The organism is Streptomyces sp. NPDC025651 (assembly GCF_055558735.1).
This window is the reverse complement of record NZ_JBVHLZ010000017.1, coordinates 59,502-75,997: the sequence shown is the minus strand read 5'-3', so window position 1 is coordinate 75,997 and position 16,496 is coordinate 59,502. Positions and strand designations below refer to the sequence as shown.

Genomic DNA, 16,496 nt, shown 5'->3' with positions numbered 1-16,496 from the left:
CACCCGACGTCCGGCGCGCCCACGCCAGGACGGCGAGGAGGGACACACAGGGGCGGCCCCGCGCCGACCGACGGCAGCGGACGCGCCCACGCGGAGTCCCGCGCCGGGCGCACCGGAACACCCGCGCCAGCCCTCCTCACCGGTCCTCCCCCGCCCGCAGCACCCGCGCCAGGTCAACCCGCCCCAGAACCCGCGCGGCCACCGTCACGACCCCGCAGATCACCCCCGCGGTCACCCCGGCGGTCACCAGCACCCGCACCCAGGGCACCTGCGCGACGAGCCCGGGGAAGACCGGATCCCCCTCCGCGTCGACCGTCACCACCGGCATGATCAGCAGGGCGAGCGCGGTTCCGAGGACCGTGCCGAGCACCGCCGCCACCCCGGCCAGCGCCAACTGCTCCGTCCACAGGTACGCGGCCAGCTGCCCCTTCCGCACCCCGAGCGCCCGCAGCAGCGCGAACTCCCGTTCCCTGGCCCGCGCGGACAGCACCGTGTGCAGGGCGAACGCGATCACGGCGAAGGCGGGCGCGAGCACCAGACAGAGCACGAGGGCCCCTCGCGCCCCACGCCGCAGCGGATCGGCCGCCAACAGGGCCCGGACGTGCGGCACATCCACGGCCGTGCCCAGCCGGGGATCCTTGCGCACCGCGTCCAGCGCGGCCCCCGCGCCCTGCTCCCCGGCGCCCACCCACCACGCGCTCTCCGCACCCGGCAGCGCCCCGCTCAGCGCCCACTGGGCCGCCATGGCACGGGAGTCGGCGAGCAGCCGCGCCCGGTCGCGCGGCACCCCCGGCACCGCGGCGATCCGTCCGACGATCTCGATCCGCGCGCTCCCGCCCGTGCTGCCCCGCACCGTCACGGTGTCCCCGACCCGCACCGCGCCGGACGCGAGCAGCGCGTCGGAGGCGAGCGCGGGCGCGGCGGGACGCCCCTTGGCCCGGTCCGTGCCGAGCCGCACGCCCCACGTCGGGTACTTGAGCCCTCCGTCGGGACCGCGCAGCACCGCGTCGACGAGCGTGCCGCGCGCGGGCCGGTCGGAGCAGAGCACGGGCCCCGGCGCCTCTCCGGAGGGCGGCCGCCCCCGCGGCGGCTCCGGTTCCCGCTCGGCCCCGGGACACCCGGCCGCATGCCGGTCCGGCCGGTCCACCCGCAGATCGCGCCACCGCGCCTCCCGGGTGAGCCCCGGCACCTGATCGACGGTCAGGCGGTACGTGCGCCGCGTCCGCTCGCCGACCATGCTCAGGTCGATCTGCAGAATGCGCACGTCGCCACCGCGCACCCCCACGCGGAGCGGCACGGTCCTGGCGCCGCCCTCCTTGATCACCACCGAGCTGGAGTGGCTCAGTCCGTCGCCGTCCTCGAAGTAGACGGTGAGCCGCACCGGCACGACGGCCCCGCTCCCGCTCGCGGACAGCCGTACCCGCAACGGCAGTTCGTCCCCCCGGCCGCGCCCCTCCCGCGCCACCGGAAGCCCGTGCTCGGGAACCCCCTTGCCGAGCGGCGCCACGAGCTCGCGCAGGGGCCGCTCGGCGAGGTCGCCCCGCAGCCGGGGCACGGGCCCTCGCACCGTGTCGACCGCGGTGACCGCCACCGCGTCCTGCCCGACGTACCCCTCCGAAGTGATCACGGGCGTGACGGCCTCGACGCCCGGCAGCGCCTCGTAGGTGGCGCGGCGCTCCCCGGGCGGCACCCCGTCCCCCGGCTCGATCCGCAGGTCGGAGCCGACCTGGAAAGCGGCCTGGTCCCGGTCGCCCCGGTCGAGCACGGCCAGCGCCGTACTGCTGAGCGCGGCGACCGCGAGGGCGAGCGTCACGACCAGGGCGGGCCCCGCGTGCCGTGCCGCGCGCCGGCCGATCTGCCAGCCGCCGAGCGGCAGGACGAGGCCGCGGCCGCGCCGCGCCAGCGGGTCGACACCGCGGGCGAGCAGCGGCAGGAACCGCAGGACGAGCAGCGCGGCCGCCACGGTCATCGCGACGGGCGCGAGCACCAGGACGGGGTCGACGCCGCTGCCGCCGGTCACCGGCGAGCGGTACTGCCGCAGCTGCAGCCAGCCGAGGACGGCGACGGCGGCGAGCGCCAGGTCAGCCCCGACGCGCTGGGCGCCGGCGAACCTCGCGACGCGCAGCCGCAGCCGCGCCACCGCCCGCCGGTCCCGCACGGCCCGCACCGTCGGCAGGAGCACCGCAAAGCCGTGCGCGAGGAGGGCGAGCAGGGCGGCCGTCCACCCCACGGCGGTCGCCGCCGACGCGGGGACGTCGCCCTCGATGAGCCCGGCCCCTTCGAGCCCGCGCAGCAGCGGTCCCGCGAGGAAGGGCGCGGCAACCCCCGCGGGCACGGCGACGCAGGCCCACTGCGCGGCCGTCGACAGGGCGATCCGACGGGTGCCCGCCCCTCGCGCGGCCAGCAACGCCAGCTCCGGACGCCGGTGTTCGGCGAGCTGACGCGCGGTGAGCACGAGGGCGGCCACGGCGAGCGCGGCCAGGAGCGTCGCGGGGACGTAGAGCCCGGCGCGGGCCACGGCGATCGGCGTGGTGAGCCGGTCGAGCGCCCTGCGCAGCCCGGCCGAGAGGGCCAGGTCCTCCGCGTCGATCCCGCCGTACGTGCCGCGCAGCACGGAGAGCGAGGCGTCACTGCCCGCGAACCGCTCGGCCCGGTCCTGGAGCGCCTCGATGTCCCCGAGCCGCAGCCCTTCCGCGTCCGGCACCCCGAGCCACAGCGCCCTGGCGTCCCCGGCGAGCGCCCGGCTCCTCGCGAAGTCCCGGCGCGGCACCACCGCGATGGTCTCGGCCGTCCCGAACGTACTGCCCAGCGAGGCCCACACGGCCGGCGCGCGCTCCTTGGCCGCGTACAGCCCGACGACCTTCATGCGTACGAGTCGTTCGCCCGCGCCCCGCACCTCGATCCCGTCCCCGGGCCGCACGGCGAGCCGCGAGGCGACGGCCTCGGTCAGCGCGACCTCGACGGTCGGTCCGTCACCGGCGCGCGGCCACCGCCCGGACATCAGTGCGGCGTGCCGCTCCGCGCCCTCCAGGGCGACGACGGAGACGGTGGCGTCCTGGCGCGGGTGGCCCGCGGCCTCGGTGACGGCGAGTTCGCCGTTGCGGGCCGCGGGAGCGCGCAGCGCCGACCAGGTGTGATGGGGCACGTCGCCGTAGGTGCGGCCGAGCGCGGCCCGGACGTCACGGTCCAACTCCCCTGTGCCGTCGGCACGGTGGGGCCCCGCGACCTCGACGACGGCGTCGCGGTCCGCGGCGAGCCGCCGCTGTACCCCGCCCTCGACGGCCTTCTCGGACAGCGCCGCGAGCGCGGCGAGCACGGTCGCGGCAAGCAGCACGGCGAGAGCGGCGGCCCCCAGGACAAGCCCGTGATGCCGACTCCCCCGCACCGCAGCGGGCGCACGTCGTCCCCTCACCGCACCGGTCTCCCCCCGAGTGACCGGCACAGTATGGGCGTACGCAAATGTGGCCCGCAATGGTCCGGACGAACCGGAACCACCACGGGCCACAAGGCAGTTGAGAAACCGTCAGCCCTGGGGGCGAGGCCTCGTACGGGTCAGCGGACCTCGGTGATCTCGGGACCGCGCTGGAGCTGTCCCATGCCACCGGAGAAGCGCGAGCCCTCCTGCTGCTCCTCCTTGACGCCCTCGGCGACCATCTGCGCGTCGTCCGGCAGCTTCAGGACGATCGGGTCGCGCGGCGCCATCGGGCCCTCGCCGCGCACGACGACGGTGTCCCGGAAGATCTGCTCCAGCAGGCCCGCGGCCTGCGGCTGCACCGCGCCCTGCCCGGAGATCACGCCCCGCAGGAACCAGCGGGGTCCGTCGACGCCGATGAAGCGCACGACCTGCACACCGCTGGTGCCGTCCGGCAGCTGCACCGGAACCTGGGCGCGCAGCTCCCAGCCGAGGGGGCCCTCGACCTCGTCGATGACGCCGCCCTGCTGGGTGATGCCCGAGGCGATCTCCTCGCGGACCTCGCCCCAGATGCCCTCCTTCTTGGGGGCGGCGAAGCCCTGCAGCTGGATGGCGCTGTCCTGGAGCACGACGGTGGCCGCGACGATCGCGTCACCCGCGACCTCCACCCGCAGCTCCATGCCCTCGACCCCGGGTACGAAGAGTCCGCCGAGGTCCACGCGGCCCTCGCCGGGCTCACGGACCTCGGAGATGTCCCAGGGACCGTCGGGGCGGGGCTCGGGCTCGAGCCTCACGCGCGAGCGCGCGACGTCGTCAGCGGAGTCATCGCTGTCCACGCCGTCGACGACCTGCTCGTCCGCGCCCGCCGCGTCCTCGGCGGCACTGTCCTTCTTGCGACGTCCGAACACGTCACTGTCCTTCCCGGTCGGATACGACCGATGCGTATCGATTCCCACCCGTTTGTTCGCCCGAGCCGACGCCCACGGCGGCATGACCGCCGGTGGACCCGAAGCCCCCCTCGGCCCGCGCCGATGCGGGAAGCTCCGCCACCTCCTGGAAGCGGACCTTCTCGACCTGCTGGACGACCAGTTGGGCAATCCGGTCGAAGCGCTCGAACCGCACGGCCTCGCGCGGGTCGAGATTCACCACGATCACCTTGATCTCCCCACGGTACCCGGCATCCACCGTCCCCGGGGCATTCACCAGAGCGACACCGCACCGGGCCGCGAGCCCCGAACGGGGGTGCACGAAGGCCGCGTACCCCTCGGGGAGCGCGATGGACACCCCGGTCGGCAGCACCACCCGCTCGCCGGGGGCGAGTTCACAGGATTCGGTGGTCCGCAGATCGGCGCCCGCGTCACCGGGCCGCGCGTACTCCGGCAGCGGCACTTCGGGGTCGACGCGCCTGATCAGTACGTTCAGAGGGGTACGGGACGTCACGGGTTCACCTCGAAGGCTCGGGCACGCCGGATCTGGTCCGGGTCGTTCATGGCCGCCTGGATCTCCTCCTGGCGGCCGTTGTCGATGAAGTGGTCGACCTTGACCTCGATGAAGAGGGCGTCGGCGCGGACCGCGACGGGCCCGTCGGGGCCGCCGATCCGCCCGGTGGCGGTCGAGTAGATCTTCCGTCCGGCAACGGCGGTGACCTCGGCTTCCAGGAACAGCACGGTCCCCAGCGGCACGGGCCGCACGAAGTCGGTCTCCAGGCGGCCGGTCACGGCGATCACCCGCAGCAGCCAGTTCAGCGAGCCGAGCGTCTCGTCGAGCGCGGTCGCGAGCACCCCGCCGTGCGCGAGCCCCGGCGCGCCCTGGTGCGCCTCCCGCACGGTGAACTCGGCGGTGATGCAGACGCCGTCTCCGGCGCGCGCCGCGAGGTGCAGTCCGTGCGCCTGTCCCTCGCCGCAGCCGAAACAGTGCTCGTAGTGGGCTCCGATGAGCTCACCGGGGGCGGGCGCGTCGGGGTGGCGGACGGGCGCTATCGCGTCGGCCGGGGGCGTCAGAGCTGCAGATGTACCACTCACAGGCGCAGACCTTACCTCCGCGTCAGCGCGGCAACCGCACCGTGCCAAGCTTGGTTCCATGCAGCCTTACGAAGAACGCCTCACCGCGCCCCGTTCGTGGTGGCTCGCCTCGCTCCTGGTGGGTGCGGCGATGGCCCTGATCATGCTGCCGTTCGGCACGCTCCCGCTCCTCGGCGGCCTGGTCGGCGGCACGGCCGTGGCAGCGGTCGTCACCAGCGCGTACGGCTCCGTGCGGATCCGCGTGGTGGCCGGCTCCCTGGTCGCGGGCGACGCGAGGATCCCGGTGTCCGCCCTGGGCGAGGCGGAGGTCCTGACGGGCGAGGAGGCCCGCGCCTGGCGCTCGTACAAGGCCGACCCGCGCGCCTACATGCTGCTGCGCGCCTACGTCCCCTCGGCCCTGCGCATCCCGATCACGGACCCGACGGATCCCACGCCGTACGCGTACATCTCGACGAGGAACCCCGAGGCTCTGGCAGAGGCCCTGAAGTCAGTGCGACAGGACGCCGCGTAAGGAGCGGGGCGCGGGGGCGCCCCGTAAGGGGCGCGGGGAACTGCGCGCCAAGCCACGACGGACCCGCAGACGGCACCCGGGCTCAGCGCCCCAACTCCCGAGGAATCTCCCCCACCCGCAGAGGATCTGCGGGCGATTCCAGAGGCGGCAGCGCCACCAGCGCATCCCACGGCACCTGATGCGCCCGTAGGTCCGCCCGGACCTTCGCGGCGAGCTTCTTCGTGTCCCGGCGGTTCATGACCGCCCCGACCGCCGCCCCCACCATGAACGGCATCAGGTTCGGCAGGTTCCGGACCATCCGCTTCATGATCTGCTGGCGCAGCTCCCGCTTCATCTGGCCGCCCAGCGCCGCGTTGAGACTCGACGGCTTGGTGACCTCGACGCCGCGCTCCTCCGTCCAGGAGGTCAGATACGCCGTGCTGCGCTGCTTGAGATTGCCGTCGGGCCGCAGGCCGTAGACCTCGTGCAGCTCGGCGATGAGCTTCAGCTCGATGGCGGCGACGCCGGTGATCTCCGCCGCGAGTTCGGCGGGCATCGCGGGCGGCACCGGCAGCATCGCGGCGGCTCCCACGCCCGCGCCCACGGTGGACGTGGCGTTGGCGGCGCCCGCGATGAGTTTGTCCGCGAGCTGCTCGGGGCCAAGGCCCGGAAACTGCTCGCGGAGGGTCGCGAGATCGCGGACCGGAATCCGCGGGGCGTTCTCGATGAGCCGGTCGGCGAGGTAGCCGATGCCGGCCCTGGCGCCGCGCCCGCCCTTGCGCACGCCTTCCTTCAGACCGTCCGCGACGGCGGCAACGCGGCTTCCCCTGGACCCGGCCTTCCCGGCTGTCCGAGCGGTCCTGGGGGCCTTGTCGACCGCCGTCCCGTCCGGCGCCGCCTCAAGGGCGCGCGCCGGTTCGAGCGAGGCTGCTCCTTGACGGGAAGAGCCCCGCTCGTCGTCGCGTGCACCGGCGCCCGGGGCGCCGGCTTCGTCCGCTCCGCGCATGCGGAAGCGGCGCTTCCTGGACGGGGTCGAGCCAGTCACGGCCGACCCCGCCTCAGTCGCAGTCGCGGCAGATCGGCTGGCCGTTCTTCTCGCGGGCCAGCTGGCTGCGGTGGTGGACCAGGAAGCAGCTCATGCACGTGAACTCGTCCTGCTGCTTCGGGAGCACGCGCACGGCGAGCTCCTCGTTCGACAGGTCGGCGCCGGGCAGCTCCAGGCCCTCGGCGGCCTCGAACTCGTCGACGTCGACCGACGAGGTCGACTTGTCGTTCCGCCTGGCCTTGAGCTCCTCGATGCTGTCCTCGTTGACGTCATCGTCGGTCTTGCGTGGGGTGTCGTAGTCCGTTGCCATGTCGCTCTCCCCCTCTGGGTGTCTGCGGTGTCTCCAGCGCACGTAACGCGTGAGAGGCCGGACTTGTGCCCGACCCGAGGCGGAGATTTTGCCTCACATCAAGGTCTGTTACTCAATCGACACCCAACCGCACCCCTGAAGAGGTGATCGGGTTGGATGGCGATCGGGACCGTACACGGTCCGAATGTCGCACTTCACGGGCGCCACCCCGTGTACTTCCCGTGATCAAGACCCCCGAAAACCCGGATTTTCCCGGCTTTCCGACGACTTTCGCGATCACGGAGAGTAGATGGCCGAAAAATCGCGCCTGTGATCGATCGCACACGGCTTCTCCGGGGATGGGACCCGAAAATTCCGCGCAAAGCGAACACGTCGGCGCGTTCGCGGCAGCATCTCAGATGGGCAGGGTGACTCGCATCACGAGCCCACCCCCCTCGCGCGGCTCCGCGATGATACGGCCCCCGTGGGCCCGCGCCACCGACCGGGCGATCGACAGACCGAGCCCGACGCCCTTGTCGCTGCCGGTCCGCTCGGTCCGCAGCCGCCGGAAGGGCTCGAAGAGGTTGTCGATCTCGTACGCGGGCACCACCGGGCCCGTGTTCGACACCACCAGGACCGCCTGGCCGTGCTGGGCCTCCGTGGTGACCTCGACCCAGCCGCCCTCCCGTCGCCCACCGCCCTTGTCCTGAAGGGCTTCGCCCTGGCCCTCTTGATTCGGCACGTTGTACCTGACGGCGTTCTGGACGAGGTTCAGGGCGATGCGCTCCAGGAGGACGCCGTTGCCCTGCACGACGGCCAGACCGCGCTCCCCGCGGATCTCCACGCCCTTGGCCTCCGCCTCGGCGTGCACCTGGTCCACCGCGCGGTTGGCGACCTCGGCGAGGTCGACCGGTTTGCGCTCCACGATCTGGTTGTCGCTGCGGGCGAGCAGCAGCAGGCCCTCCACGAGCTGCTCGCTGCGCTCGTTGGTGGCGAGCAGCGTCTTGCCGAGCTGGTGGAGCTCGGGGGGCGCCCCGGGGTCGGAGAGCTGCACCTCCAGGAGCGTGCGGTTGATCGCCAGCGGCGTGCGCAGCTCGTGCGAGGCGTTGCCGACGAACCGCTGCTGGGCCGTGAAGGCCCGCTCCAGGCGGTCCAGCATCTCGTCGAAGGTGTCCGAGAGCTCCTTCAACTCGTCGTCCGGGCCGTCGAGTTCGATACGGCGGGTCAGGTCGGTGCCGGCCACCCTGCGGGCGGTGCGCGTGATCCTGCCGAGCGGCGAGAGCACACGGCCCGCCATCGCGTACCCGAAGGCGAAGGCGATCACGGCGAGGCCGAGCAGGGCGAGCAGCGAACGGCTGAGGAGGTTGTCGAGGGCGCTCTGGCGCACCTGGTTGACGCACTCGTTCAGCGCGGCGTTGAGCTGCGACTCCGTCGGGTGCTCGGGGAGCCCGCGGAAGTTGGTGCAGACGCTGCTGCTGACCGAGGAATTGCCCGTGACCCTGAACGGCAGGTCACTGCCGACGTTCAGGGCCTGCGCGGCGAGCAGGTAGATGATCGAGAGCAACAGGATGCCCGCGATCAGGAACATGCCGCCGTACAGCAGGGTGAGCCGTATGCGGATGGTCGGACGCAGCCACGGGAACGGCGGCTCGGCCTTCCTCGGGTCCCACGTCGGCTTCGGAGGCGCCGCGGGTGGCGCCGGGGTCGCGGCCACCGGGGATCAGATCCGGTAGCCGGAGCCCGGCACCGTCACGATGACGGCGGGCTCGCCGAGCTTGCGGCGCAGGGTCATGACGGTCACCCGGACGACGTTCGTGAACGGGTCCGTGTTCTCGTCCCAGGCCTTCTCCAGGAGCTGCTCCGCGGAGACGACCGCACCCTCGCTGCGCAGCAGCACCTCCAGGACGGCGAACTCCTTGGGGGCGAGCTGGATCTCCTTGCCGTCGCGGAAGACCTCGCGGCGGTTGGGGTCGAGCTTGATGCCCGCGCGCTCCAGGACGGGCGGCAGCGGCACGCTGGTGCGCCGCCCCAGGGCACGCACGCGTGCCGTGAGCTCGCTGAACGCGAAGGGCTTGGGGAGATAGTCGTCGGCGCCGATCTCCAGGCCCTCGACGCGGTCGCTGACGTCGCCCGATGCCGTGAGCATCAGGACGCGGGTCGGCATGCCGAGCTCGACGATCTTGCGGCAGACGTCGTCGCCGTGGACGAGCGGGAGGTCCCGGTCGAGCACCACCACGTCGTAGTCGTTGACGCCGATGCGCTCCAGGGCGGCCGCTCCGTCGTACACGACGTCGACGGCCATGGCCTCCCGGCGCAGTCCGGTGGCCACCGCATCGGCGAGCAGCTGCTCGTCCTCGACGACGAGTACGCGCACGTCGCTGTCCTTCCTCTGTGCCCTGAGGGCAGGTTTGTCTTGGGGTAGACCTCCATCCTGCCCCTTTCGGCCGTAAACCGGCTGTAAGGCGGCCTGCGACCGGCTCCGAGCCCCGGGAATGCGGGATTTTCTCCTGCGGTTGAGGTTTCTTCGGAAGGGAGCCAGGGGAGGACGGCCTTACACCCGCGATCACGCTTTGTATGTGGCACGCCACGAACCGCTTTCCGCAGAGCGGCTTGGACGTGATCGCCCCTTCTTGAGGGCACACCCCCGTGCCATCGACCCACGACCCAGCCGAGGGGGCGCAACCATGGACGCATTCACCGCAGGTCTCCTGCAGCGCATAAAGGCCACGGAGTCCGACCTCACGATGGCCCGTGAGACGGGAGACGACTTCCTTGCCGAGGTCGAGCAGGCGGAGCTGGAAGATCTCCACCGCCTGGCCGCCGAGCACGGAGTCGAGGTAGGCGCGCTGCACGCCTGAGCGGCGCCTGAGCCAGACGCGGAAGGGCCCCGGCACCTGTTGGACGAGGTGCCGGGGCCGTTCTGTGTGCGCGGGGACGCGAACGCGGGGCTCGCCCCGGGTAGGCGTGCCAGGCGGGTCAGTCGTGCCAGGCGCCGAGGTCCTCCAGGAGGCCCTGGAGCGTCTCGAAGAGGCCGGGCGGGGCGGCGATGGTCAGCTCCCCCGACAGGGCCTCTCCGGGGCGGCCACCGGTCAGCGCGCCCGCTTCCCGCGCGACGAGGTCGCCCGCCGCGAAGTCCCAGGGGTTGAGGCCGCGCTCGTAGTACGCGTCGAGCCGGCCCACCGCGACGTCGCACAGGTCGATCGCGGCCGACCCGCCGCGCCGGATGTCCCGCACCTCGGGGATCAGATGCCGGGCGACCTCGGCCTGCTGGGCGCGGCGCTCGGCCACGTACCCGAAGCCGGTGCCGATCAGGGCCTGGTCGAACGGCGGGGCCGGGCGGACACGCGCGGGCCTGTCGTTGACGTGGGCGCCCTCGCCGAGGACCGCGCGGTACGTCTCGCCGCGCATCGGGGCGTGCACGACACCGACGAGCGTCTCGCCGTCCTTGCGGGCGGCGATGGACACCGACCAGTCCGGGCGCCCGTACAGGTAGTTCACGGTGCCGTCGATCGGGTCGATCACCCACTGCACACCGCTGCTGCCCTCGGAACTCGCGCCCTCCTCGCCGAGCACGCCGTCGTCCGGCCTGCGTTCGGCGAGGAAGTCGGTGATCAGCTTCTCGGAGGCGATGTCCATCTCGGTGACCACGTCGACCGCGCTGGACTTGGTGGCGGCCACGCCCAGGTCGGCGGGGCGGCCTTCGCGCAGGAAGGTACCGGCGCGGTGGGCGGCCTCCAGGGCGACGTCGAGGAGTTCCGCCTTGAGGTCGGTCAGGTCAGTCGGGTCAGTGGGGTCGGTCACGTGGAGGTCCTTACGCGTACGGGCTGTCGGCGCCCGCGGCCGCGGGCTTGGGGGCGCGGGCGGGGCAACAGCCCACCGGGCACAGGTCGTGGCTCGCGCCGAGGGAGCCCAGGGCGCAGGGGGTGACGGCCGTGCCGCTCTCGACGGCCGCCCGCTCCATGACCAGTTCCCTGATCGCCGCGGCGAACCGCGGGTCGGCGCCGACGGTCGCCGAGCGGCGCACCGGAAGGCCCAGCTCCTTCGCCTTGGCCTCGGCCTCGGTGTCGAGGTCGTACAGGACCTCCATGTGGTCCGAGACGAAGCCGATGGGGACCATGACCACCGCGGGCGCGCCCGACGCGTGCCGCTCCTCCAGGTGGTCGCAGATGTCGGGCTCCAGCCACGGGATGTGCGGGGCGCCGCTGCGCGACTGGTAGACGAGCTGCCAGGGGTGCTCGACGCCGGTCTCCTCGCGCACCGCGTCGGCGATGAGCCGGGCCACGTCCAGGTGCTCCTTGACGTACGCACCGCCGTCACCGTGGTCCTCGGTGGGGCCCGAGGTGTCCGCCGCGGAGTTCGGGATGGAGTGCGTCGTGAACGCCAGGTGCGCGCCCGCGCGGACGTCCTCGGGGAGGTCGGCGAGGGACTCCAGGACGCCGTCGATCATGGGGCGCACGAAGCCGGGGTGGTTGAAGTAGTGCCGAAGCTTGTCGATCCTGGGCAGCTCCAGGCCCTCGGCCGCCAGGGCGGCGAGGGAGTCCGCGAGGTTCTCGCGGTACTGGCGGCAGCCCGAGTACGAGGCGTACGCGCTCGTGGCGAGGACCAGGATGCGGCGGTGGCCGTCGGCGACCATCTCGCGCAGGGTGTCGGTCAGGTACGGCGACCAGTTGCGGTTGCCCCAGTAGACCGGCAGGGCGAGGCCGTGCTCCGCGAAGTCCTTGCGCAGGGCGTCGAGCAGGGCGCGGTTCTGGTCGTTGATCGGGCTGACCCCGCCGAACAGGAAGTAATGCTGCCCCACCTCCTTGAGCCGCTCCTTGGGGATGCCGCGCCCGCGCGTCACGTTCTCCAGGAACGGGACGACGTCGTCCGGGCCTTCGGGGCCGCCGAAGGAGAGCAGCAGCAGGGCATCGTACGGAGTGGGATCGAGCGCATCGGACATGTCTCCGATCCTGCCACCCGCCACTGACAGCCGGAAAACGGCCTCCGCCGTCCGGAAAAACTCGGTGCGGCAGGGGCCTGTGGGGCCGTAAGCTGTATCGGCCACCTTTACGCCTTACCGGAGCCCCTCCTGCCCGGAGCCGCCCCGGCGCCTCAGCGGAGTCCCACGTGCCCAGCCCCTACCGCGCCATATTCGCCGCCCCCGGCACCAAGGCTTTCTCCACCGCCGGGTTCCTCGGCCGCATGCCGCTGTCGATGATGGGCATCGGCATCGTGACGATGGTGTCCCAGCTGACCGGACGGTACGGCCTCGCGGGCGCCCTGTCGGCGACCGTCGCGCTGTCCGCCGCCGCGATCGGCCCGCAGATCTCCCGCCTCGTGGACCGGCACGGCCAGCGCCGTGTCCTGCGGCCCGCGACGCTGGTGTCGCTCGTCGCGGTCGCCGGGCTGCTGCTCTGCGCGAAGTTCGAGGCGCCCGACTGGACGCTGTTCCTGTTCGCCGCGCTGGTCGGCTGCGTGCCGAGCGTGGGCTCGATGATCCGGGCGCGCTGGGCCGTCCTGTACCGCGACACCCCGCAGCTCCACACCGCGTACTCCTTCGAGTCCGTGGTGGACGAGGTCTGCTTCATCTTCGGGCCGATCATCTCGATCGGCCTCTCCACGGTGTGGTTCCCCGAGGCGGGGCCGCTGCTCGCCGGCGCCTTCCTCGCCGTGGGCGTCTTCTGGCTGACGGCCCAGCGGGCCACCGAGCCGGTGCCGCACCCGCGCGAACACCACACCGGGGGCTCGGCGTTGCGCTCCGGGGGCCTGCAGGTGCTCGTCGCCACCTTCGTCGCGACCGGCGCGATCTTCGGGTCGATCGACGTGGTGACGGTCGCGTACGCGGAGGACCAGGGCCACAAGTCGGCGGCGAGCCTGGTGCTCGCGGTCTACGCCCTTGGCTCATGCCTTGCGGGAGCGGTCTTCGGGCTGCTGCACTTCAAGGGAGCACCGGCACCCCGGTGGCTGCTGGGTGTCTGCGCGATGGCCGTGAGTATGATCCCGCTTCAACTGGTCGGGAACCTTCCGTTTCTGGCCGTGGCGTTGTTCGTCGCGGGCCTCTCCATCGCACCGACAATGATCACGACGATGGCCCTCGTCGAGCAGCACGTACCACGCGCGAAACTGACCGAGGGCATGACCTGGGTGAGCACCGGGCTCGCGGTCGGCGTCGCGCTCGGCTCCTCCGCGGCCGGCTGGGTCATCGACGCCGCGGGTTCCGACGCCGGGTACGGGGTTCCCGGGATCTCCGGAGCCGTCGCGGTCGCGGTCGGGTTCCTTGGGTATCGCCGGCTGAAGCGGCCGGTTCCGCAACGGGGAGGGACCCATGAGCACGGGAACGGGCACGGGCAGCGGGAAGAGCACAGCGGCGTGGCGTAACTGGGCGGGCAACGTCACGGCGCGGCCGGTCAGGGAGGCCACTCCCGCGTCCGTCGAGGAGCTGTCCGCCGCCCTGCGCCGCGCCAGGGAGGACGGCCTCAGGGCGAAGCCCGTCGGCACGGGCCACTCCTTCACGGCGGCCGCCGCGACCGACGGCGTCCTCATACGCCCCGATCTCCTCACCGGCATCCGCAGGGTCGACCGGGCCGCGGGCACGGTCACCGTGGAGGCCGGCACTCCGCTCAAGCGCCTGAACGCGGCGCTCGCCCGTGAGGGCCTGTCGCTCACGAACATGGGCGACATCATGGAGCAGACCGTCTCCGGAGCCGTCAGCACCGGCACGCACGGCACGGGCCGCGACTCGGCCTCGATCGCCGCCCAGATCAAGGGACTTGAGCTGGTCACCGCGGACGGCACGGTCCTGACCTGCTCCGCCGACGAGAACCCCGAGGTCTTCGCCGCCGCCCGCATCGGGCTCGGCGCGCTCGGCGTCATCACCGCGATCACCTTCGCCGTGGAGCCGGTCTTCTACCTCACGGCCCGCGAGGAACCGATGACCTTCGACCGGGTCACCGACGAGTTCGACGCGCTCTTCACCGAGAACGAGCACTTCGAGTTCTACTGGTTCCCGCACACCGGCAACTGCAACACCAAGCGCAACAACCGCAGCGCCGGTCCCGCGGCCCCGCCCGGCAGGATCTCCGCCTTCGTCGAGGACGAGCTGCTCTCCAACGGCCTCTTCCAGGTGGTCAATTCCCTGGGCCGCGCCGTTCCCGCGGCCATCCCCGGCATCGCCAAGATCTCCAGCAAGGCGCTCTCGGCCCGCACGTACACGGACATCCCTTACAAGGTCTTCACCAGCCCGCGCCGCGTGCGGTTCATGGAGATGGAGTACGCCGTTCCGCGCGAGGCCCTCGTGGAGACCCTGCGCGAACTCAAGGCGATGGTGGAGCGCTCGGGGCTGCGGATCAGCTTCCCCGTGGAGGTCCGCACGGCGCCCGCGGACGACATCGCGCTCTCCACGGCATCGGGCCGGGAGAGCGCGTACATCGCCGTCCACATGTACCGGGGCACGCCCTACCAGGCGTACTTCACGGCCGCCGAGCGGATCTTCACCGCGCACGAGGGGCGGCCGCACTGGGGCAAGGTGCACACGCGCGACGCGGAGTACTTCTCCAAGGCGTACCCCCGCTTCGGCGAGTTCACGGCCCTGCGCGACCGCCTCGACCCGGACCGCCTGTTCGGCAACGACTACCTGCGGCGCGTCCTCGGCGACTGACCGCGCACCGGCGTGGCCCCGCTCTACGGAGCGGGCGTCTCGCCCTGCTGGTCGTCGCCGCCCGTGCCGGTCCCCGTCCCGCTCCCGCTGCCGCTGCCGCTCGACGGGGTGGGCGTCGGGGTCGGCGTGGGCGTCGGGGTCGGCGTGGAACCGTCGTCTCCGGAGCCGGTGCCCTTGTCCTTGTCGGGGTCCGTGCCGGTGCCGTTGTCGGGGTCCTCCTTGGAACCGGAGTCGGTGCCGGTGCCCTTGTCGGGGGTCTGGCCGCCGGTGCCGTTCGGGTCCTGAGTGGCCCCGCCGCCCGTCCCCGAACCGTCGCCGGTCCCGGAAGTGCCGTTGTCCGACGGCTGGTCGGAGTGCTCTTCGGAGGGAGTGGACTGCTTCTCCGGAGAGGTGTTCTTCCCCGTCAGGCCGTTGCCGATCGTCGTGCCCTTGCCGCCGCTGAAGCTCTTGTCGGTGACGAGTTCGTACGTGGTGATCCCCGCCATGGTGACGCCGAACACCACGGCCGCGGCGATCAACGGCCGCTTCCAGCTGCGCATCTGCGTACGGTGCGTGGTGCCCTCGGTGAAATCCTCCGACGGGAACGGGGGGTCGGCCGGCGGCACCGCGCCGGGCCCCGTGGCGCGCAGCACGCGCGTGGCGTCGTCGCGCGGCACCAGCTGCGTGGCGTCCACCGACCCGAGGAGCTGGGTCCTCTCGGCGTCGGGGTCCGCGACGGGCAGCACGGCCGTGGGATCCGCCGCTCCCGCGGTGGGCAGCACCGTGGTCTCGTCGGCGTCGGCGGCCTGCGGCCTCCCCCATGTCGTGGTCACGGGACCGGTGGTGGGCACCGCTCCTGTGTAGGCGGCGGTTCTGAACGTCTCGGGCACCGGTGTCGCGGCGGTCACCGGGACTTGCCGCGCCTTCGGCTTGGCCTGGACCGTCACGTCACGTATCTGCTCGCCCGTGCGCTTGAAGAAGTGCTGGAAGATCGTGCCGCCGCAGGTCGCGATCGCGCTGACGACGCCGGCGCCGAGGATCGTCCCGTAGACACCGAGGTTCGACGCGAGCTTCGCCGCGATGACCGCGGCGATGGCGCTCCCCGCCACCTGCGGCACGCTGAGATCGAGGCGCCGCTTCTCCTCCGGCTCCCCCTGGTCCTTCGACTCCTTGCCGGAATCCGGCTTTTCACGCATCTCCGACCCTTGCCTGCCTTTCTCGACCGACTACACGAGAAAGGGACGTACGGGCGAAGTGATTAGTTCCGTTTCTGGTGTTTCCGTGAAGTGCGCCACCCGCGCGCGGGGCGAACGGCGCGAGGAGGGGTGCCAACTCCCTTCCCCCGTGAGAAGTTCGGCGGCGCGGCGGTCCACCCGCATGGCCCGAATGGAGTACTGTTGCGAGCCCTGGGTCCGGTCTCCCGCCAGGGTGCCCGGGGCCTTCCAGGACCGCCGGGTGGGAGGCTCGCTGCACAGGGTGACGAACGTCGTCACTTAGAGTTGCGAAAAGGTAACCGTGCCATAACGGCGCTCCAGGGCCCATGCCCGACACGCCGGGCAACTCGGCAAGGTTGTGGCAGGCTGCACCCGGGCAGGCCACACTCGACTAGCGGAAGCAGCGACGC

At 72.5% G+C, this 16,496-nt stretch carries 15 protein-coding genes; 4 read left to right on the top strand and 11 right to left on the bottom strand.

The features are described from left to right. Positions 1 to 136: 136 nt before the first annotated feature. The 4 genes from ACZ4D5_RS39580 to ACZ4D5_RS39565 form a co-directional block, all read right to left on the bottom strand. Positions 137 to 3,334 (bottom strand): FtsX-like permease family protein, encoded by a 3,198-nt coding sequence (locus ACZ4D5_RS39580; RefSeq protein ID WP_467777336.1) that lies wholly within the window; start codon positions 3,332 to 3,334, stop codon positions 137 to 139. A gap of 218 nt (positions 3,335 to 3,552) precedes the next feature. Next, complete coding sequence (locus ACZ4D5_RS39575) at positions 3,553 to 4,320, bottom strand: DUF3710 domain-containing protein (RefSeq protein WP_467777335.1); 768 nt, start codon at positions 4,318 to 4,320, stop codon at positions 3,553 to 3,555. 1 nt (position 4,321) lies between these two features. Further along, entirely contained in the window at positions 4,322 to 4,852 is a 531-nt protein-coding gene (gene dut / locus ACZ4D5_RS39570; RefSeq protein WP_467777334.1) for a dUTP diphosphatase, read from the bottom strand. Continuing rightward, positions 4,849 to 5,433, bottom strand: coding sequence for a PaaI family thioesterase (locus tag ACZ4D5_RS39565; RefSeq protein ID WP_362340204.1), 585 nt, complete (start codon positions 5,431 to 5,433; stop codon positions 4,849 to 4,851). The genes dut and ACZ4D5_RS39565 overlap by 4 nt, the downstream gene beginning before the upstream one ends. Before the next feature lie 58 nt (positions 5,434 to 5,491). Between ACZ4D5_RS39565 and ACZ4D5_RS39560 the strand changes: the two genes are divergently transcribed. Then, entirely contained in the window at positions 5,492 to 5,944 is a 453-nt protein-coding gene (locus ACZ4D5_RS39560) for a DUF3093 domain-containing protein (RefSeq protein WP_467777333.1), read from the top strand. 82 nt (positions 5,945 to 6,026) lie between these two features. Here the strand turns inward: ACZ4D5_RS39560 and ACZ4D5_RS39555 are convergent, their stop codons facing one another. The 4 genes from ACZ4D5_RS39555 to ACZ4D5_RS39540 form a co-directional block, all read right to left on the bottom strand. Then, positions 6,027 to 6,968 (bottom strand): hypothetical protein, encoded by a 942-nt coding sequence (locus tag ACZ4D5_RS39555; RefSeq protein WP_467777332.1) that lies wholly within the window; start codon positions 6,966 to 6,968, stop codon positions 6,027 to 6,029. A gap of 13 nt (positions 6,969 to 6,981) precedes the next feature. Further along, positions 6,982 to 7,278: a DUF4193 domain-containing protein gene (locus ACZ4D5_RS39550; RefSeq protein WP_030357326.1), complete on the bottom strand. Its 297-nt coding sequence runs from the start codon at positions 7,276 to 7,278 to the stop codon at positions 6,982 to 6,984. A 394-nt stretch (positions 7,279 to 7,672) separates the two neighbouring features. Next, positions 7,673 to 8,971 (bottom strand): sensor histidine kinase, encoded by a 1,299-nt coding sequence (locus ACZ4D5_RS39545; RefSeq protein WP_467777331.1) that lies wholly within the window; start codon positions 8,969 to 8,971, stop codon positions 7,673 to 7,675. Between the two features lie 6 nt (positions 8,972 to 8,977). Continuing rightward, complete coding sequence (locus tag ACZ4D5_RS39540) at positions 8,978 to 9,631, bottom strand: response regulator transcription factor (RefSeq protein WP_055544891.1); 654 nt, start codon at positions 9,629 to 9,631, stop codon at positions 8,978 to 8,980. A gap of 310 nt (positions 9,632 to 9,941) precedes the next feature. Between ACZ4D5_RS39540 and ACZ4D5_RS39535 the strand changes: the two genes are divergently transcribed. After that, positions 9,942 to 10,115 carry a hypothetical protein gene (locus ACZ4D5_RS39535; RefSeq protein WP_202121369.1) on the top strand — a complete coding sequence of 58 codons (174 nt, stop codon included), beginning with the start codon at positions 9,942 to 9,944 and terminating at the stop codon, positions 10,113 to 10,115. Between the two features lie 118 nt (positions 10,116 to 10,233). On the opposite strand, the gene ACZ4D5_RS39530 is transcribed toward ACZ4D5_RS39535, so the two are convergent. Both ACZ4D5_RS39530 and ACZ4D5_RS39525 read right to left on the bottom strand, forming a co-directional pair. Further along, a complete protein-coding gene (locus ACZ4D5_RS39530; RefSeq protein ID WP_467777330.1) occupies positions 10,234 to 11,058 on the bottom strand; it encodes an inositol monophosphatase family protein in 825 nt (274 codons plus the stop codon). Between the two features lie 10 nt (positions 11,059 to 11,068). Continuing rightward, complete coding sequence (locus tag ACZ4D5_RS39525; protein ID WP_467777329.1) at positions 11,069 to 12,196, bottom strand: ferrochelatase; 1,128 nt, start codon at positions 12,194 to 12,196, stop codon at positions 11,069 to 11,071. A 167-nt stretch (positions 12,197 to 12,363) separates the two neighbouring features. On the opposite strand from ACZ4D5_RS39525, the gene ACZ4D5_RS39520 reads away from it, so the two are divergent. Further along, positions 12,364 to 13,614 (top strand): MFS transporter, encoded by a 1,251-nt coding sequence (locus tag ACZ4D5_RS39520; RefSeq protein ID WP_467777328.1) that lies wholly within the window; start codon positions 12,364 to 12,366, stop codon positions 13,612 to 13,614. Next, entirely contained in the window at positions 13,562 to 14,893 is a 1,332-nt protein-coding gene (locus ACZ4D5_RS39515; protein ID WP_467777327.1) for a D-arabinono-1,4-lactone oxidase, read from the top strand. Before ACZ4D5_RS39520 ends, ACZ4D5_RS39515 begins: the two co-directional genes overlap by 53 nt. A gap of 23 nt (positions 14,894 to 14,916) precedes the next feature. Here the strand turns inward: ACZ4D5_RS39515 and ACZ4D5_RS39510 are convergent, their stop codons facing one another. After that, on the bottom strand, positions 14,917 to 16,068 hold the full coding sequence (locus ACZ4D5_RS39510; protein ID WP_467777326.1) for a hypothetical protein: 1,152 nt from the start codon (positions 16,066 to 16,068) through the stop codon (positions 14,917 to 14,919). Positions 16,069 to 16,496 lie beyond the last annotated feature (428 nt).

Excerpts from the sequence above, each read along its gene's own strand:
- ACZ4D5_RS39560 (WP_467777333.1), top strand. The coding sequence starts at position 5,492 with ATGCAGCCTTACGAAGAACGCCTCACCGCGCCCCGTTCGTGGTGGCTC.
- ACZ4D5_RS39550 (WP_030357326.1), bottom strand. The coding sequence starts at position 7,278 with ATGGCAACGGACTACGACACCCCACGCAAGACCGACGATGACGTCAAC.
- ACZ4D5_RS39535 (WP_202121369.1), top strand. The coding sequence starts at position 9,942 with ATGGACGCATTCACCGCAGGTCTCCTGCAGCGCATAAAGGCCACGGAG.
- ACZ4D5_RS39525 (WP_467777329.1), bottom strand. The coding sequence starts at position 12,196 with ATGTCCGATGCGCTCGATCCCACTCCGTACGATGCCCTGCTGCTGCTC.
- ACZ4D5_RS39515 (WP_467777327.1), top strand. The coding sequence starts at position 13,562 with ATGAGCACGGGAACGGGCACGGGCAGCGGGAAGAGCACAGCGGCGTGG.
- ACZ4D5_RS39510 (WP_467777326.1), bottom strand. The coding sequence starts at position 16,068 with ATGCGTGAAAAGCCGGATTCCGGCAAGGAGTCGAAGGACCAGGGGGAG.